Origin of the sequence: Arenimonas daejeonensis, assembly GCF_007993735.1 — a bacterium.
Lineage (GTDB): Bacteria > Pseudomonadota > Gammaproteobacteria > Xanthomonadales > Xanthomonadaceae > Arenimonas > Arenimonas daejeonensis.
The window spans coordinates 2,988,257-3,004,598 of the sequence record NZ_CP042453.1 but is presented as its reverse complement, the minus strand read 5'-3'; the positions used below and the strand labels follow the sequence as shown (position 1 = coordinate 3,004,598).

The 16,342-nt window shown below is 68.0% G+C and carries 15 protein-coding genes and 1 pseudogene; 11 read left to right on the top strand and 5 right to left on the bottom strand.

The features are described 5' to 3' along the window. Nucleotide 1: 1 nt before the first annotated feature. The 5 genes and pseudogenes from FRZ33_RS14830 to FRZ33_RS17380 all read right to left on the bottom strand — a co-directional run. Nucleotides 2-799 carry a GGDEF domain-containing protein gene (locus tag FRZ33_RS14830; protein ID WP_146910515.1) on the bottom strand — a complete coding sequence of 266 codons (798 nt, stop codon included), beginning with the start codon at nucleotides 797-799 and terminating at the stop codon, nucleotides 2-4. Continuing rightward, a complete protein-coding gene (locus FRZ33_RS17160; protein WP_146910514.1) occupies nucleotides 790-1,110 on the bottom strand; it encodes a hypothetical protein in 321 nt (106 codons plus the stop codon). The genes FRZ33_RS14830 and FRZ33_RS17160 overlap by 10 nt, the downstream gene beginning before the upstream one ends. 211 nt (nucleotides 1,111-1,321) lie before the next feature. After that, a complete protein-coding gene (gene murU / locus FRZ33_RS14820; protein ID WP_146910513.1) occupies nucleotides 1,322-2,017 on the bottom strand; it encodes an N-acetylmuramate alpha-1-phosphate uridylyltransferase MurU in 696 nt (231 codons plus the stop codon). Beyond that, nucleotides 2,014-2,379 carry a hypothetical protein gene (locus tag FRZ33_RS17385; protein WP_322619047.1) on the bottom strand — a complete coding sequence of 122 codons (366 nt, stop codon included), beginning with the start codon at nucleotides 2,377-2,379 and terminating at the stop codon, nucleotides 2,014-2,016. The genes murU and FRZ33_RS17385 overlap by 4 nt, the downstream gene beginning before the upstream one ends. A gap of 61 nt (nucleotides 2,380-2,440) precedes the next feature. Then, a pseudogene (locus FRZ33_RS17380) lies at nucleotides 2,441-3,010 on the bottom strand (aminoglycoside phosphotransferase family protein); the annotation flags it as partial. A 156-nt stretch (nucleotides 3,011-3,166) separates the two neighbouring features. Here FRZ33_RS17380 and FRZ33_RS14810 point away from each other — a divergent pair. The 11 genes from FRZ33_RS14810 (at nucleotide 3,167) to tviB (ending at nucleotide 16,335) form a co-directional block, all read left to right on the top strand. Beyond that, nucleotides 3,167-4,639 (top strand): mannose-1-phosphate guanylyltransferase/mannose-6-phosphate isomerase, encoded by a 1,473-nt coding sequence (locus tag FRZ33_RS14810; RefSeq protein WP_146910512.1) that lies wholly within the window; start codon nucleotides 3,167-3,169, stop codon nucleotides 4,637-4,639. A 307-nt stretch (nucleotides 4,640-4,946) separates the two neighbouring features. Beyond that, on the top strand, nucleotides 4,947-5,591 hold the full coding sequence (locus FRZ33_RS14805) for an MraY family glycosyltransferase (RefSeq protein ID WP_146910511.1): 645 nt from the start codon (nucleotides 4,947-4,949) through the stop codon (nucleotides 5,589-5,591). 306 nt (nucleotides 5,592-5,897) lie between these two features. Beyond that, entirely contained in the window at nucleotides 5,898-6,695 is a 798-nt protein-coding gene (locus FRZ33_RS14800; protein WP_146910510.1) for a tyrosine-protein phosphatase, read from the top strand. 41 nt (nucleotides 6,696-6,736) lie between these two features. Then, nucleotides 6,737-7,459, top strand: coding sequence for a polysaccharide biosynthesis/export family protein (locus FRZ33_RS14795; protein ID WP_158637261.1), 723 nt, complete (start codon nucleotides 6,737-6,739; stop codon nucleotides 7,457-7,459). A gap of 21 nt (nucleotides 7,460-7,480) precedes the next feature. After that, on the top strand, nucleotides 7,481-9,772 hold the full coding sequence (locus tag FRZ33_RS14790; RefSeq protein ID WP_146910508.1) for a GumC family protein: 2,292 nt from the start codon (nucleotides 7,481-7,483) through the stop codon (nucleotides 9,770-9,772). Between the two features lie 63 nt (nucleotides 9,773-9,835). Continuing rightward, nucleotides 9,836-11,242, top strand: coding sequence for a DnaJ domain-containing protein (locus tag FRZ33_RS14785; RefSeq protein ID WP_158637260.1), 1,407 nt, complete (start codon nucleotides 9,836-9,838; stop codon nucleotides 11,240-11,242). Between the two features lie 30 nt (nucleotides 11,243-11,272). Then, on the top strand, nucleotides 11,273-12,301 hold the full coding sequence (locus FRZ33_RS14780) for a tetratricopeptide repeat protein (protein WP_146910506.1): 1,029 nt from the start codon (nucleotides 11,273-11,275) through the stop codon (nucleotides 12,299-12,301). Nucleotides 12,302-12,594: 293 nt separating this feature from the next. After that, a complete protein-coding gene (locus FRZ33_RS14775; RefSeq protein WP_146910505.1) occupies nucleotides 12,595-12,999 on the top strand; it encodes a FecR family protein in 405 nt (134 codons plus the stop codon). Nucleotides 13,000-13,156: 157 nt separating this feature from the next. After that, complete coding sequence (locus FRZ33_RS14770; protein ID WP_146910504.1) at nucleotides 13,157-13,645, top strand: FecR family protein; 489 nt, start codon at nucleotides 13,157-13,159, stop codon at nucleotides 13,643-13,645. Between the two features lie 79 nt (nucleotides 13,646-13,724). Further along, on the top strand, nucleotides 13,725-15,068 hold the full coding sequence (locus FRZ33_RS14765) for an O-antigen ligase family protein (protein WP_158637259.1): 1,344 nt from the start codon (nucleotides 13,725-13,727) through the stop codon (nucleotides 15,066-15,068). Further along, nucleotides 15,058-16,335 carry a Vi polysaccharide biosynthesis UDP-N-acetylglucosamine C-6 dehydrogenase TviB gene (tviB, locus tag FRZ33_RS14760; RefSeq protein WP_146910502.1) on the top strand — a complete coding sequence of 426 codons (1,278 nt, stop codon included), beginning with the start codon at nucleotides 15,058-15,060 and terminating at the stop codon, nucleotides 16,333-16,335. Before FRZ33_RS14765 ends, tviB begins: the two co-directional genes overlap by 11 nt. Nucleotides 16,336-16,342: the final 7 nt, after the last annotated feature.

Sequence of the window (16,342 nt, the reverse complement as noted above, 5' to 3'; positions counted from 1 at the left end):
CTCAGTTCGCCGCCACCACGATCTGGTCGCGGCCGCGGTGCTTGGCTTCGTACAGCGCGGCGTCGGCGCGTGCCAGCAGGTCGTTCAGCAGGTCGCCTGGTTTGTGGGTGGAGATGCCGATGCTGAGGGTCGAGCCGAAAGCCTCGGCCCGGTGCCGGTACTCGTTGGCGATGCGGCGGGCGAAACGTTCGGCCTGTGCCACCGACGAGTCCGGCAGCAGGCAGGCGAACTCCTCGCCGCCGAGCCGGGCGGCGAATTCGCCGGGACCAATGCGCGCTTCGATCAGCTGGCCCAACTCGCGCAGCAGATCGTCGCCGGCCAGGTGGCCGTGGGCGTCGTTGGTGCGCTTGAAGTGGTCCACGTCGATGAACAGCACCGCGGGCTGCTTGCCCGTGACCACCGCGTCATTCATGGCGGTGGTCGCCAGGTTGATCCAGCCGTGCCGGTTGAGCAGGCCGGTCAGCGGGTCGCTGACGGCGCGTTGCCAGAGCGTCTCGACCTGCCGGTCCAGGCGCGTGGCCAGGTTGGCGCGGGCGCGGCGCAGGACGAGGCCGGCGCAGACGCTGACCAGGAAATAGAAGACGAAGGTGCGCTTGTCCACGGCCGGCGCGTCCACGCCCAGCCACAGCAGCAAGGCCATCGCCAGGCTGCCCAGCACCAGCACGGTCCAGGTGACACGCGGGCGCACCAGCAGCGGCAGGCAGGCCGTGGGCAGCAGCAGGAACCCCGCCAGCGACAGCAGCGGCGCGTCCTGCCAGCTCTGCGCCGGTCCCGCCAGGCAGGCCAGCATCAGGCCCATAAGGCGAAGCCGAGCCAGACCCGCCGGCGCAGCGACACCAGGTGCCGGTAGGCCGTTGCCAGCCCCAGCAGCCCCAGCGCGGCCGCACCCTGCCAGGCGGCCGGCAGCGAGGCGGTGTTCACCGCCACCATCACCATGCGCGCCACTTCCAGCAGCGCCAGGGCCAGCAGCAGGTTCGCCAGCGGCCAATGCAGCATCTGGATCTGGCGACGCTGCTGTTCCCGTCGCTCGTGCGGCGCCAGCCCGGCCAGGTCGCCTTCCAGCGCATGGTCGAGTCCGGACTTGAGGCGGGCGTACAGCGAGTCGCGCATCAGGGTTCCTGCAGGGAGGGGCCACATCGTCGGGCCATGTGCGGACCGCCGGAAGGGCGGGCACAGAAGGCAGACACGGGGGAGTGCGCATTACCGGTCAAGACACCGCCGCATGCAAGCGTCCCGTTGCGAAGTTGCCAACCCGGCGTGAGGGATCCATTAATTTCCGCGGGACAGCGCGGCGAACTGCCAAGCCGCGCACACTCCGCGCTCAGGCGCCCGCGTCCAGCTCCGCCAGCCGTTCCGGGGTACCGACATCGGTCCAGGCGCCGCGGTGGTGCTCACCGGTCACCGCCGAGGCGCGCATCGCCGCCCGCAGCAGCGGCGCCAGCTTGAAACGTGGTGGCTGCAGCTCGGTGCCGGGTGCCGTGCCCAGGCAGTTGCGCCAGTTCGCCAGCAGGGCGGGGCGGTACACGCCGATGCCCGAGAACGTGAGGCGCGACTCGCCCGCGGCGTGCACGCGGCCATCGGCATCGAGCGCAAAATCGCCCTCGGGGTGGTGCGTCGGGTTGTCCACCAGCACCAGGTGCGCCAGGCCCTCGGGCTGCTTCGGCAGTCGCGAAAAATCGTGGTCGCACCAGATGTCGCCATTGACCGCGATGAAGGGCGCGTCGCCCAGCAGGGCCAGCGCGTGCAGCATGCCGCCGCCGGTTTCCAGCGGCTCCGGGCCTTCGTGCGAATAGTGCAGGCGCAGTCCCCAGCGGCGGCCGTCGCCGAGCACGGGTTCGAAGGCGTCGGCCAGCCAGGACGTGTTCACCACCACGTCGTGCACGCCCAGCGCCGCGAGTTTTTCCAGATGCCATTCGATCAGCGGCTTGCCGCGCACGGGCAGCAGCGGCTTGGGCGTGCGTTCGGTCAGCGGCCGCATGCGCTCGCCCTTGCCCGCGGCGAAGACCAGGGCCTTCATGCGGGAACGGTGATGTCGCGGTCGCCCAGGATGCGCTCGATCAGCTCGATCATCGGCGCGGTTTCCGGGTAGCGGCGGCCGACCGTGCAGGTGTAGTTCCACACCAGCGGCAGGTCGTGCAGGTAGCCGGCCTTGCCGTCGCGGTACCAGAGCCGGCAGAAGATGCCCAGCACCTTGATGTGCCGCTGCAGGCCCATCAGGTCGAAGGCGCGCAGGAACGCCGCGGGACCCAGCGTGGTCAGGCCGGCATCGACCAGGCGCAGGCGGTAGTCCTCGACCCAGGCGTTGACGCGATCGTCCGGCCACGCGATGTAGCAGTCGCGCAGCAGCGAGGCCAGGTCGTAGGTGATCGGGCCGTGCATCGCACCCCAAGTCGATGATGCCGGGGTTGTCGCGGTCGGTGATCAGCAGGTTGCGCGAGTGGTAGTCGCGGTGCATGAACACCTGCGGCTGCAGCCGCGCGTTGCTGACCAGCGCACGGAACGCGACCTCGATCAGGTCCCACTCCGTGCATTCGATCGAATGCCCCAGATGGCGCTTCAGCAGCCACTGCGGCATCAGTTCCATCTCGGCCACCAGGTGCGCCTCGTCGCAGGCGGGCAGGCCGGCGGGGTCGACCTCGCGCTGCATCGTCAGCAGGGCCTTCAAGGCGTCGCCGTAAAGGCGGTCGGCGCTGGACTGGTTGAGCTCGGGCAACAGCAGGCGGTCGCCCAGGTCTTCCATCAGCACGAAGCCGCGCTCCGGATCGGCGGCCTGGATTTCCGGCACGTGCAACCCGGCCCGCGCCAGGCGGCCGGAAACCTCGAGCCAGGGGCGGATGTCCTCGCGGTCCGGCGGTGCATCCATCACGATCCAGCTGCGGTCGGCCGAACGGGTGCGCCAGTAGCTGCGGAAACTGGCGTCGGTGGTCGCGCGCTCCAGCGGTGCATCGGGGTCGGCCAGGGCCTGGCGTGTCCAGGCCAGGCGCAGGGTTTCGCGGTTCGGCAGGTTCATCCCCAAAGTATGCCGCACTCCTGTAGGAGGGGTTTCAACCCCGACCGGCATTGCGGAGAAGGGCGGCCGGAGAAAAGCAGTCGGGGCTGAAGCCCCTCCTACAGGTAGGCGTGGCATCATGTCGGCCCCTGCAAAGTCCCCGCATCCAAACCCACCATGACCGAACTGATCCCCGTCCTGCTTTCCGGCGGCTCCGGCACCCGCCTGTGGCCGCTGTCGCGCGAGACCCACCCCAAGCAGTTCCAGCCGCTGGTCGGCGAGCAGTCGCTGCTGCAGGCGACCTGGCGCCGGCTGGAAGGGATGCCGGGTGCCGGCCGGCCGATCGTGGTGGCCAACGAAGAACACCGCTTCATGGTCGCCGAGCAACTGCGCCAGGTCGGCGTCGCGCCGGCAGCACTGCTGCTGGAGCCGGTGGGTCGCAACACCGCACCGGCGATCGCGGTCGCCGCCCTGCAGGCGCAGGCGAACGGTGGCGATCCGCTGCTGCTGGTGCTGCCCTCGGACCATGTCATCCGCGACGAGGCGGGATTCCGCGCCTCCGTACTCGCCGCAACGCCGGCCGCTGAAGCCGGCGCCCTGGTCACCTTCGGCATCGTCCCCACCGGCCCCGAAACCGGCTACGGCTACATCAAAGCTTCCCCTGTAGGAGGGGCTTCAGCCCCGAAGCTTTTGGCGAAGAACATCGGGGCTGAAGCCCCTCCTACAGAAGTGCGAAGGGTGGAACGGTTCGTGGAGAAGCCGGATCTCGAAACCGCGCGCGGCTACCTCGCCAGCGGCGACTATTTCTGGAACTCGGGCATGTTCCTGTTCCGCGCCTCGCGATACCTGGACGAACTGCAGCGTTTCGCGCCGGCCATCGTCACCGCGGCCCGTGCCGCGCTGTCCGGCGGCAAGCGCGACGCCGACTTCCTGCGCCTGGACCGCGCCGCCTTCGAAGCCTGCCCGTCGGACTCCATCGACTACGCGGTGATGGAAAAGACCGATGCCGCGGCCGTGCTGCCGATCAACGTGGGCTGGAGCGACGTCGGTTCCTGGTCGGCACTGTGGGAAATCGCCGACCAGGACGCCGATGGCAACGCCCACCACGGTGACGTGCTGGCACTGGGTTGCCGCAACACCCTGGCCTGGGGCGGACGCCGCCTGGTCAGCCTGCTCGGGCTGCAGGACGTGATCGTGGTGGACACCGACGACGCGCTGCTGGTGGCGGCGCGCGACCAGGTGCAGCAGGTCAAGGACATCGTCGCCCGGCTCAAGGCCGAAGGCCGCAGCCAGGCCAACATCCACCGCAAGGTCTACCGGCCCTGGGGCAGTTACGACGGCATCGACAGCGGCGACCGGTTCCAGGTCAAGCGCATCGTCGTCAATCCGGGCGCCGCCCTGAGCCTGCAGATGCACCACCACCGCGCCGAACACTGGATCGTGGTCAGCGGCAGCGCGCGCGTGACCTGCGACGACAAGGTGTTCCTGCTGGCCGAGAACCAGAGCACCTACATCCCCCTGGGCAGCAAGCACCGGCTCGAAAACCCGGGCAAGGTGCCGCTGGAACTGATCGAAGTGCAGTCCGGAAGCTACCTGGGCGAGGACGACATCGTGCGTTTCGAGGACGTCTACGGGCGCGGCGCACCCTGAACGGGCAGGAAATTTTTCTCTCGCCACCCTCTTGCAAGGCCGCTATCCTGTGCGCCCCCCATGCCAGCCATCGAACCGCGATAAATTGCGCAGTCCTGTCCTGTGCCCGCCTGAATTGCGTTGGACCACGGAATGGACTACCTGAATTTGCTGTCGCAACTGTCGCCCGATGCCTGGGTCCGCACCGCCGTCGCCCTGTCGCTGTGCCTGGTCCTGGTGCCCTTGACCCTGCCGCTGGCGCGCCGTCTCGGCCTGGTCGACCACCCGGTCCCGGGGGGGCCGCAAGCAGCATGGCCTCGCCACGCCCGTGACGGGCGGCCTGGCGATCCTGCTGTCGGTGATCACCTGTTTCGTGGTGTTCGAGCCGCACCTGGGCTACCCGGGGCTGACTTTCCTTGCCTGCGCCATCGCCCTGGTGGTGGTGGGCCAGCTCGACGACCTCTGGGACCTGCACTGGAGCTGGCGCATCGCGGCCCAGTCCGGCGCGGCGATCGCGATGATGGTGTTCGCCGGCGTGATGGCCACCCGCCTGCAGGACGTGTTCGGCTTCATGGGATCGAACATGGGCCTGTTCGCCGTGCCGTTCACCATCTTCATCGTCGTCGGGGTCATCAACGCGCTGAACATGTGTGACGGCGTCGACGGTCTCGCGGGCACGCTGTCCCTGGTGTCGCTGAGCCTGTTCACCGGGTTCGCGCTGTATGCCGGCGACACCATGCTGGCCGAACGCCTGCTGACGGTGGTGGGCGCGCTGCTCGGTTTCCTGTTCTGGAACCTCCGCTTCCCCTGGCAATCGCACGCCCGGGTCTTCCTGGGCAACGGCGGCAGCATGCTGCTGGGTTTCATCATTGCCTGGGTGGCGGTGCGCGGGACCCACGACCCGCTGCACCCGGTCTCGCCGGTGCTGGGGCCATGGACCATCGCGCTGCCCTGGTCGACTGCGTCGTGCTGATGTTCCGGCGCTGGCGGCAGGGCCGCTCGCCCTTCAGCGCCGACCGCAACCACATGCACCACCTGCTGCTGGACGCCGGCCTGTCGCCGACCCGGGTGGTGCTGTTGCTGGGCAGCCTGTCCCTGGCGCTGGGGCTCGGGGCCGCCATTGCTGTCAAGTTGGGTGTATACCGTCCCTTCCTGGTGCTGGCCTTCCTGGGGCTGTTGGTGGCCTGGTACGTGTTCAGCAGCGACCGCGATCGTGCGGTCGCACGCCTCAGGCGTTGGACCGGGGTGCCCAGCGGGGCCCCGCTCCCGCGGAGCACGCATGATCGACCTGCACTGCCACATCTTGCCCGGCATCGACGACGGCCCGCAGTCGCGGGACGTGTCGCTGGCCATGGCGCGCTGCGCGGTGCAGGACGGCATCACCTTCACCGCCTGCACCCCACATATCTACCCGGGCCTGTACGAAAACGACCTGGCCGGCATCGAAGCCGCCGTGGCGCAGTTCCGCCTGGACCTGGCCGAGGCCGGCATCCCGCTGCAACTGGGTTTCGGCGCCGACACCCACCTGGCCCCGAACCTCACCCGTAGCATCGCCGACGGCAAGATTCCCACCCTGTGCGGCAGCCGCTACCTGCTGCTGGAACCACCGCACCACGTGGCACCGCCCCGGTTCGCCGAGTCGGTGTTCGAGTTGATGGCCGCCGGCCTGGTGCCGGTGATCACCCACCCCGAAAGGCTGAGCTGGATCGAGAACCACTACGCGGTGTTCGGCGAACTGGTGAAACAGGGCGCCTGGATGCAGGTCACCGCCGGCAGCCTGACCGGCCGCTTCGGCAGCCGACCCCGGTACTGGGGCGAACGCATGCTTGACGAAGGCCTGGTGCACATCCTGGCCACCGACTCGCACCACATCGACAAGCGCCCGCCCTTGCTGGCCGAAGGCCGGGAGGCCGCGGCACGCCGGGTGGGGGCCGACGAGGCCCACCACATGGTCCAGACCCGGCCACAGGGCATACTGGACAACCTTCCGCCGGGGCAGCTGCCGGCCTTGCCCGCGCGTCTCACGGCGGCCGCAGGGCGCACCGGGTTTTGGCAGCGGCTGTTTGGCAACGCATAATCCCGGCCCCACCGGATAAGCCCCGTTCCAGGAGTATGGATTTGTTCAGGTTTCTAGCTTCGCTGGTGGTGCTGCTGCTGGTCCTGGGATCGGCCGGGTGCGGCGTGTCGACCAGCGACTCCGTGCGCGCCGGCACCAGCCGGGTGGTCACCAGCACCTCATCCCTGTCGCCGCCCGACACCACCACCGGCAGCGGTGCCTATACCGGCGTGTCCGACTACCGCATCGGTGCGCTCGACCTGCTGCAGGTGAGCGTGTTCCAGCTCGAGGACCTCGACCGCGAAGTCCGCGTGAACTCCTCCGGCATGATCTCGCTTCCGCTGATCGGCACGGTCGCCGCCGGCGGCAAGACCGTGCCCGAGCTGGAGCAGGAGATCGCAAAGCAGCTCAGCGAGGAATTCCTGCAAAACCCGCATGTAAGCGTGTTCGTCAAGGAATTCACCAGCCAGCGCATCACGGTCGAGGGTGCGGTCAACAAGCCGGGCATCTTCCCGATCACCGGCAAGACCAGCCTGCTGCAGGCGGTGGCGATGTCGGAAGGCCTCACGATACTGGCGGACCCGACGGCGGTGGTGGTGTTCCGCACCATCGAGGGCAAACGCATGGCGGCCCTGTTCGACCTGCGCGCGATCCGGGCGGGCAATGCCGAAGACCCGCTGGTTTATGGCGACGACATCATCGTGGTCGACCAGTCCGGCGGCAAGACCGCCATCAAGGCCATCACCGACACCCTGCGCGGCTTCGTCGGCTTCACCACTTTCTGACCCATACCCATAGCGGACCGCATGAACCAGGAAAATCCAGAAGGGCGCGGTGCCGGCCTGCCGACACCCAGCCAAGGCGACAGCGCCGGCCGGCAGCTCGCCCTGGGCGGCCGCGGCCAGGCGATCAGCCTCGACCTGCGCACGCCCGAACCGGAGTCCGCCAGCGACGAGATCAACCTGCTCGATTACTGGCGCATCATCGTCAAGCGCCGCTGGACCGTGCTGGCGACCCTGGGCATCGTCTTCGTCACGGTCCTGGTCGGCACGCTGCTGATGACGCCGATCTACCGCGCCACCACCACCGTCCAGATCGAGCGCGACACCATGAAGGTGGTCGACGTCGAGGGTTTCACCCCGACCGAATCGCCGGTGGACCGCGACTTCTACCAGACCCAGTACGAACTGCTGAAGAGCCGCAGCCTGGCCCAGCGCGTGATCGGTGAACTCAACCTCGTGGACGACCCGGCCTACCAGCGCATGACCGCGCCGTCGCCCTGGCGCGTGCTGTTGGGCATGGGCCCGGAAGAGCCCGGCGAAGAGGTCACCGTGGCTGAACTCGAGGCCCGCGAAGGCGCTGCCCAGAGCCGCATGATCACCAGCTTCCTCAGCCGGCTGAGCATCGAGCCGGTGCGCAACTCGCGCCTGGTGCGCGTGCACTACGACAGCCCGGACGCCGACTTCTCCAAGCGCGTGGTCAACGCAATTGCGCAGGCCTACATCGCCAGCAACCTCGAGCGCCGCTTCGACGCCTCGTCCTACGCCAAGACCTATCTGGAAGACCGGCTGGAGCAGCTCAAGCTCAAGCTCGAGGATTCCGAGAAACAGCTGGTGGCCTTCGCCCAGCGCGAGCGCATCGTCGACGCCAACGACGGGTCCTCGCTGTCGACGCAGAGCCTGGGCGAACTGAACACCGCGATGGCCACGGCCCAGGACCAACGCATCCGTGCCGAGGCGCGCTGGCGCCAGGCCGAGGCCGCGTCGGGCCTTGGCCTGAGCAGCGTACTGGAGAGCAGCATCATCCAGGCCCTGCAGGAGAACCGCGCCAGCCTGATGGCGGAATACCAGGACAAGTTGAGCGTGTTCAAGCCGGCGTTCCCGGAAATGCAGCAGCTCAAGGCGCAGATCGACGAGCTGGACAAGCAGATCGCCATCGAGGTGGGCAACATCAAGGCGTCCATCCGCGCCGAGTACCAGGCCGCGCTGGCGCAGGAAGAACTGCTCAAGTCCCAGGTCAACACGCTCAAGGACGAAGTGCTGGACCTGCAGAGCCGAAGCATCCAGTACAACATCCTCAAGCGCGAGGTCGACACCAACCGCCAGCAGTACGACGCCCTGCTGCAGCGCTACAAGGACATCGGCATCGCCGGTGGCGTGGGCACCAACAACATTTCGGTCGTCGATACCGCGGAAGTGCCGACCAACAAGCACAAGCCGCGCCTCACGCTGAACCTGGCGGTGGGCCTGCTGCTGGGCCTGTTCGCGGGCGTGCTGCTGGCCTTCGTGTTCGAACATCTGGACGACAGCGTCAAGTCGCCCGAGGACATCGAAAAGCTGCTGGGCCTGTCCGTGCTGGGCGTGATCCCGCTGCTCAAGACGCCGATGACCCCGGCCAGGGCCCTCGAGGATCCGCGCTCGGCCTTCGCCGAGGCCTACCGTTCGGTGCGCACGGCCCTGCAGTTCTCCACCGACTCCGGCGTGCCGCGCTGCCTGCTGGTCACCAGTGCCACGCCGTCGGAAGGCAAGTCCACCACGGCGCTGACGTTGGCCCGCAACTTCGCCCAGCTGGGCAAGCGCGTGCTGCTGATCGACGGCGACATGCGCAACCCGTCCCTGCACCGCGTGCTGGGCATAGACAACAGTGCCGGCCTGAGCAACTTCCTGGCCGGTGCGGTCAAGGCGATGGACGTGGTCCAGTCCACCGACCAGCCGAACCTGATGTTCATGCCCACCGGTCCGCTGCCGCCCAACCCGGCCGAGCTGTTGATGGGTTCGAAGATGATCGCGCTCACCCGCGTGGTCACCGACAAGTACGACCAGGTGATCATCGACGGCCCGCCGGTGATGGGCCTGGCCGACGCGCCGATCCTGGCCAACCTGGCAGGTGGCACGCTGCTGGTGGTGGAGGCCGGGAGCACCCGCATCAGCCTTGCACGCAATTCGCTCAAGCGCATGTACGCGGCCCGTGCCCATGTCGTGGGCGCGCTGCTGACCAAGTACAGTGCGAAGCACGCGGGCGTGGGCTACGGTTATGGCGCTTACAACTACTACACCTACGGCGGCCAGGACCAGCCGAAGAAGCTGGCGCGGCGATAAGCGACCCATGGGCCGCGCATGGCCGTGAACAGGGCGCATGCCGCAGGCACGGGGAGCGGGGGCATGAGGGGCGGCACCCATCTGGCACTCGAGCAGGCACTGGCCTGCCACCGGTCGCCCGGTTTGTTGGGCGCGGCGCTTTCGCGGCCGTTGCCGGAGGACATGCTGGTACTGGTGCGGCTGGCTGCCGGCGACGACGCCCTGGCCCGGGAATGCGCGGCCGCCAGTGGCGAGTCCGCGGAAACCGTGGTCGAAGCGGCGATCTTCTTCATCCTGCACATGCAGTTCGCCCCGGGTGCCGACAGTTATCGCGTGCTGGGCGTGACGCCCGACACCCCCGACGCACGCGTCAAGGACCACTACCGCTGGCTGGTGCGCTGGCTGCACCCCGACCGCAACCCCGACGGCTGGGAAGCGAGTTATGCCGATCGGGTCAACCGTGCATGGAACGACTTGCGCCTGCCTGACCGGCGCCAGGCCTACGATGCCCAACGCCCGGCGTTCGAGGCCGTGACGCTGGGCGAGCCGGGCCGGGCGCGGGCCCCGCGGCCCGAGCGGATGGACCTCGACGACGGCTCGGGGCCACTGGTTTCCACGCGCACCGTACAGCGCCTGCCGCTGCTGGTTCTGGGCAGCTTTGGCACGCTTGCGGGCGCGCTGCTGATGCTGATGTGGTACGGGCAGCGGCTGGAGGCTCCGGTCCGCAAAGGCGCGACGCTCGTCGCGCCGGCACCCGCGGATGCGGGCATGTCCCTTGCGCCCGAGGACCGCGCCAGCCTTCCGGACTCCGATGCCATCGAGCCCGTGCTTTCTCCCTTGGTCGGGTCGGACGAATCGGCGGCGTCTGCGCCGCAAGCCATGGATGCGCCCGAAACGGTGCCTGCCGATGTCGTTGCTGCCCCATCCCCGGACCGGGACCTGCCGGAAGTGGTTCCCCCACCACCGTCAGCGCGCCCGTCGACCGATGTGGCCGCCGTGCCGCGCGCTGCCGCGCCACCGCAGGCCGCTGGCCCGCCGCCGGCCACGCCCGGGCCGCAAGCGTCCGGCATCGTGGCGGCGCCCGATCCGGCAAGCTCGCAGGCACCGGCCCAGACTCCCGCCCAGGCCGCCTACAACGAAGCCGAGGCGCACGAGGTGCTGCACCGGTTCACCCAGGCCTACGTCGCCGGCGACATCAGTGCGTTGATGCGCCTGTTCACCCGCGACGCCAGCAACAACCGCGGCGGCCGCGACGCGATCGCCTACGATTACCAGTCCCTGTTCTCGAAATCGCAGCAACGCCAGCTGCAGATCGAGCCCACCGCCTGGCTGCAACGCGACGACGGCGCCACCGTACTGGCCCGTTACAGCACCGCCGTGCAGGCCGCCGGCCAGCGCCGGCCAACACGCAGCACCGGCAACATCCGCTTCGAATTCCGCCGCGACGCCGGCACCCTCCGCATCAGCCAGGTACGCCATGACAGAGACTGAGCGCTCCACCCCCGCTGGATCGCCGGCGCCGTGTTGCTGGTGTTGATCGTGGTGGGCTGGCGCGTCCTGAGCCTGGGCATGGCCGACCACTACGCCTCCAGCGACCCCGAACGGGCCCTGTCCTGGCGCGGTGACCACCCCGAGGCCCTGCTGCACCTAGCCGAACGCCGCGCCGCCACGCCCGGAACCGCCGCCGAGGCGGAGGACCTCGCGCGCCGTGCGCTCGCGCTCAATCCCCTCGACGGCCGTCCCTACCGCGTGCTCGGCCAACTCAGGACGGCGGCGGGCGACCTCGAAGGGGCCGCGCCCCTGTACCTGATCGCCGCCGACCGGTCGCCACGCGACGTGCCGACCCTGGCCTGGCTGGTGGACTACCACCTGTCGCGCAATGAATTCGCCCCGGCCGTCGCGCGGCTGGACCTCTTGCTGCGCGCCGAACCCGAACTCATCCCCAAGCTGCGGCCGGTATTCACCGCGCTGGCGCAACTGCCCGCCGCGCACGAGGCGCTGGCCGAGCGGCTCATCACGCTGCCGCCCTGGCGCACGGTCGTGGTGCTGCCGGTAATACGCGAAACGCCCGACATCAACGTGCTGGCCGCCCTGATGGAGCGCCTGCGCAAGGCCGACGGCGGTTTGCCTGACGTCGAACTGCGCGTCTGGGTGGACCGCCTGGTCAAGGAAGGCCGCTGGGGCCCGGCCTACCTGACCTGGGTGAGCCAGCTTCCGAAGGAACGGCTGGGCAGCCTGGGCAACCTCTACAACGGCAGCTTCGAATGGGAGCCGGGGCAGGGCGGGTTCGACTGGCGCCTGGGGCGGATCGCCGGTGCCCGCATCGACCGGGTCACGGCCCCGGTGCAAGCAGTCGGCTGGCCCTGCGCGTCGCCTTCCAGGACCGCCGGGTCCCGTTCGCCCACGTTTCCCAGATGCTGGCACTGGCCCCCGGCCACTACACCCTGCGTGGGCAGGCCCGGCCACAGAACCTGCGCACCGAACGGGGCCTGGTCTGGACCCTGTCCTGCGCACCCTCCGGCCCGGTACTGGGCGAAACTGAACCGCTGAAAGGGCACGGTTCCTGGCGCTCGTTCAGCCTGGAGTTCGAAGTGCCTGCCGAGGGCTGCCCGGGCCAGTGGCTGAGGCTACGCCTGCCAGCGCGGATCCCGGCGGAACAGCTTATCGGCGGTGCCGCCTGGTTCGACGAGCTCCGCATCAGCCGGCAGCGCTGAGCGCCGCAACGGGTTTGCCCGTGAGCCCTCTTTGGGGTACCCTTCGCGAGCTGGCCTGTCGATGAAACGGCAGGTCCAAACCAGAGAGAAACGCCATGATTCGCATCGCCGCCGCTCTTGCTCTCGCTGATGGCCTCGTCCGCGTTCGCCGCGGAGTCCGTCGCCACCCTTTCCAGCCAGCAAGGCACCGTCCTGGTGAACCAGGGCGAGGAGTTCGTCACCGCTGCCGACGCCCAGGCGCTGCAGGCCGGCGACCGCGTCATGGTGATGGAGGGCGGCAACGCCACGATCACCTTCGCCGATGGCTGCGCGTTCCCGCTGGCTTCGGGCTCGCTGGTCGAGGTCCCGGCCGTGTCCACCTGTGCCGGTGCCGTCGCCACGGTCCAGCAGGTCGGCCCGAGCTATGCGCAGGCCGTGGGTGGCGCCACCCATGTCGAACCGGCCTCCACCTGGTGGGTGTTCGGCGCCTTCACCGCCGGCATGGCCATTGCCTACGTCGAAGGCGACTACAGCATCACGCCGGCCAGCCCGTAACGGCCGGCCCGCAGGAACACACACAAGGCCGCCGCAAAGCGGCCTTGTGCTTTTGCCCGTCTGCGCCCCTATTTTCTGGATATGGCACGCGCGTGTCCGCTATCATCGGCGCTTGTCGTTGGCCTAGAACGGTCAACAACCATCTCCAGGAATTTTCATGTCGCAGCGCCTTTCCATGCTTGCCGCCGCCTGCCTGCTGTCCGGTACCGCGCTCGCCAACGAGCCCGTCGCCACCCTGGGCCCGGCCGAGGGCACCGTGCTGGTCAGCCAGGGCGACCAGTTCGTCACTGCCACCGACGGCCAGGCCCTGCAGGCCGGCGACCGGGTGCTGGTAATGGAAGGGGGCTCGGTGCAGCTGAGCTTCAACGACGGCTGCGCCCTGCCGCTGGTCGCCGGTTCGATGCTGGACGTACCGGCCTTGTCGCCCTGCGCGGGTGGCGTGGCTTCGGTGCAGCGTGTCGGCCCCCTGCTGGCGCAGGCGGATGCCGAGCCGGCGAATGCCGAGCCGACGGACGCCGAGCCGACGGACACCACGACCACGAAGTCGAATACCAACACCTGGCTGCTGGTCGGCGGTGGCGTGGTTGCGATCGCCCTGGTGGCCGGTGGCGGCAGCGACAGCAACGACCGCCCCGTCAGCCCCTGAATCCCCGGACTCGGGCATGATCCCAGGGGCGCGGTCCGCGCGGCCCTGACCACCGGTGGGCAGGATGCCGAACCCTTCATTGCAGATTTGGCACTGGCCGCTTGCGGCTGCCCTGCTGCTGCTCAGCCTGCTGCTGGGCGGGGGCCAGGGCACGCTGGGTGACAGCCTGTGTCAGGCGCTGTCGCTGGTGCTGATCGGTATCGTGTTCTGGCGCCATCGGCAGGACCCCGAAGCGGCCCTGCCGCCCGCGGCCTGGCTGATCGCCGGCCTGCCGCTGGCGTTGCCGCTGCTGCAGCTACTGCCGGTGCCGGAATTCCTCTGGCTGTCGACCCCCGCACGCGAAGCGCTGGCCCCGCAACTGGCGGCGGCCGGCGTCGAGCCCGCACAGCGCCTGGGCCTGGTGCCCTTGGCCACCGAACGCGCCGCCTTGTGGCTGTTGCCGGCCGTGGCGATGTTCCTGTCCACCCTGCAGTTCGACAGCGAACAGCGCCGGCGCCTGCTGCTGCTGTTCGTGGCGATTGCGGTGCTGTCGGTGGTGCTGGGCATCGCCCAACTGGCCGGTGGCAAGGACAGCGTGCTGCGCTTCTACACGATCACCAATCCCACTGAAGCCGTCGGCTTTTTCGCCAACCGCAACCACCTGGCCAGCCTGCTGGCGATGGCGTTGCCCTTCACCGTGCTTGGCGCGGTGCGCTGGCAGCAGAAGCGCGAAGGGCAGGGCGCCACCGCGGCGCTGGGCGTGGTGGCGGGCATCGGCATCGCGGCCTTGCTGATCCTGGGCATTGCGCTGGCGCGGTCGCGTGCGGGTTTGCTGCTGGGCATGGTCGGGCTATTGCTGAGCCTGCCCTTGGTGCTTTCCATGCGGCGCCGGCGCGGTACGCGGCGTGTGCTGGCGGTGGCCATCGGGATGGGCCTGGTGCTGAGCATCCAGTTCGCGTTGCTGGGCATCCTGCAGCGCCTGGAGAAGGACCCGTTCGACGATGCCCGCTTCAAGTACGCCGGCGTGGTGGTGCAACTGGCCGGCGAACATGCGCCGCTGGGTACCGGGCTGGGCGGTTTCCGTCGTGCCTTCGAGGCGTCCGATACCGAGCCCGGCGCCTACTACATCAACAACGCCCACAACGACTACGCGCAGCTGTGGCTGGAAGGTGGTTGGCCTGCCTTGCTGCTGATCACCGCGGCGCTGTTGGCGTTCGCCTGGGCCGGCTGGCGAGCCTGGCGGAAGCGGCAAACCGACGACGAACGCTTGCTTGCTTCGGTGGCTTTGCGACGGGCGTCATGGATTGCGCTGTTGCTGGTGCTGCTGCATTCGTTGGGCGACTATCCTTTGCGGACTACTGCGCACCTGGCCCTGTTTGGACTGTTGGTGGCGTCCTTGTTTCCCCATATCCAGAACTCAAGAAAAGTAGATCATGTTGCCTGAACAAGATGTCCGCATCGCCATCATCGGCCTGGGTTACGTAGGCCTGCCGCTGGCAGTGGAGTTCGGAAAACAACTTTCTACCATTGGGTATGACGTCCGCGGCGCGCGTGTGACCGAACTGCGCGAAGGAAAGGACAGCACCTTGGAGTGCAGTGCCGAGGAGCTGGCACTCAGCCCACACCTGCGGTACACGGACCAACTGATCGACATTGCGGACTGCAATGTCTACATCGTTACGGTTCCTACACCCATCGATGATGCCAAGCGCCCTGATCTGACGCCGCTGGTTAGGGCTAGCGAAGCCATTGGAATCGTGCTCAAGAAGGGCGACGTGGTGGTGTACGAAAGCACCGTATATCCGGGCTGCACTGAGGATGACTGTGTGCCCATCCTCGAGCGAGTGAGCGGCCTGAAGTTCAACCAGGACTTCTTTTGCGGCTACAGCCCGGAACGCATAAACCCGGGCGACAAGGCACACCGCCTGCCCAACATCAAGAAGGTGACCAGCGGCAGCACGCCCGAGGTCGCGGATTTCGTGGACGCCCTCTACGGCCGCATCATCACAGCCGGAACGCACAAGGCGCCTAACATCAAGGTTGCCGAGGCGGCCAAGGTGATCGAAAACACCCAGCGCGACCTCAACATCGCCCTCGTGAACGACCTGGCCATCCTGTTCAACAAGCTGGGCATCGATACCTTGGACGTGCTGGAGGCCGCGGGTACAAAGTGGAACTTCCTGCCGTTCCGGCCGGGGCTGGTCGGTGGGCATTGCATCGGTGTGGATCCTTATTACTTGACGCACAAGGCTCAGCAGGTGGGGCATCACCCACAAGTGATTCTGGCGGGGCGGCGGACCAATGATGGCATGGGGCCTTACGTAGCCGACCAGGTTATAAAGCTGATGGTGCGCAAGAGCATTAATCCTGTAGGCGCGCGTATTTTAGTTTTGGGGTTGGCGTTCAAAGAGAACTGTCCTGATCTGCGGAACACACGTGTTGTGGACATTGTTCACGCCTTTATGGCCTACGGTATTCATGTGGATGTGTACGATCCCTGGGTAAATGCGGTGGAGGCGCAGCATCAGTACAACCTGCAGCTTGTAAGTGCGCCTGAGCAAGGTGCGTACGATGCAGTAGTGCTCGCAGTGGGACACGAAGACTTCAAGAAGGCGGGTCCTCATGCAATCTGCGACTTCGCAAAACCATTGGCAGTGGTTTATGACGTCAAGCATGTACTGCCACGAGAGTATGTTGATGGGCGCTTGTGATTGGAGA